Annotated in this window: 3 protein-coding genes; 2 read left to right on the top strand and 1 reads right to left on the bottom strand. The window is 71.2% G+C overall.

Features of this window, described 5'->3' with window-relative positions:
* Positions 1-254: cytochrome P450 (locus DEIPI_RS30265; protein ID WP_045234107.1), on the top strand; the 254-nt coding region annotated here is incomplete at its 5' end.
* Positions 255-302: 48 nt separating this feature from the next.
* Here DEIPI_RS30265 and DEIPI_RS0110835 read toward each other — a convergent pair.
* Complete coding sequence (locus DEIPI_RS0110835; RefSeq protein WP_027481791.1) at positions 303-623, bottom strand: hypothetical protein; 321 nt, start codon at positions 621-623, stop codon at positions 303-305.
* Between the two features lie 174 nt (positions 624-797).
* On the opposite strand from DEIPI_RS0110835, the gene DEIPI_RS36610 reads away from it, so the two are divergent.
* The coding region (locus DEIPI_RS36610; protein WP_157463608.1) for an FAD-dependent oxidoreductase at positions 798-917 on the top strand (120 nt) is incomplete at its 3' end.

The following is a 917-nucleotide window of genomic DNA, read 5'->3' as shown; positions in this document are numbered from 1 at the left end:
GCGACCCGGACCTGTGGCACGACCCGGAGCGCTTCGACCCCGCGCGCTTCGAGCGTCCGCCCGCCGCGTGGTCCTACCTGCCCTTCGGCGGCGGGGAACGCACCTGCCTCGGCATGCACCTCGCGCACCTGCTGCTCGACGAGGCGCTCTCCACCCTGCTCGGCGGGGACCTGCGCGCCGTGTGGGGCGATCCGTCCCCGAGGCCGGGCGTGACGCTCGGCCCGGCGGGCCCGCTGGTGCTGGAGAAGCGGTAGAAGAAGGAGAGCGGTCCGCGCGGGCCGCTCTCCTCTTCTGTCGTGGCGTTACTGGATCTGCGAGCCTTCCTGCGTCAGCGCCTGACCGAGCTGGCGCAGACCGTCGGCGTCCTCGGCGGGCGCGTTGTCCGCGAGGGAGTTCGTGGTCTGTCCGATGCGCGCGAGCAGGGAGCCGACGCCGTCGAGGTTGCCGGACTCCAGCCGGTCCGCGAGGGTGCTGAGGTCCGAGACGAGGTCGTCGCCGCCGGGCACGTTCGACCCCTGCAGGGTGCTGACCCAGTTGCGGACGTTGCTGGCCGCCGCCTGCGGGTCGATGCTGGTGAGCCCGCCACTGGCGGCGTCGAGGGTCTGCTGAAGCTTCTGGTTCATACTGACCTCCGCCGAGCACCTTACGCCCGGGGCCTCCATGAGTTTTCAGCCCCGGCATGTTTGTGAACGGACGACGAATTGCCGTCTCAGACGATAAAAACATCACTTCGGCCTGACGGGCGGGCTGCGTGAAATGTGACGATCCGCGCCTCTCCCCCCTGGTAGACTCCCCGGATGCACGACGTTCTGGTGGTCGGCGCGGGCCTCGGCGGGCTCGCCTGCGCCCGTGACCTGAGGCGCGCGGGCCGCCGCGTGCTGCTCCTCGACAAGTCGCGCGGCGTGTCGGGCCGCGCC

This window comes from Deinococcus pimensis DSM 21231 (assembly GCF_000519345.1).
Taxonomy (GTDB): Bacteria; Deinococcota; Deinococci; order Deinococcales; family Deinococcaceae; genus Deinococcus_A; species Deinococcus_A pimensis.
Note: the sequence above shows the minus strand (reverse complement) of the source record. Positions and strands in the feature narration are given on the sequence as shown.

What these genes read in the sequence shown, in the direction of transcription:
- DEIPI_RS0110835 (WP_027481791.1), bottom strand. Translation starts at nt 623, where the DNA reads ATGAACCAGAAGCTTCAGCAGACCCTCGACGCCGCCAGTGGCGGGCTC.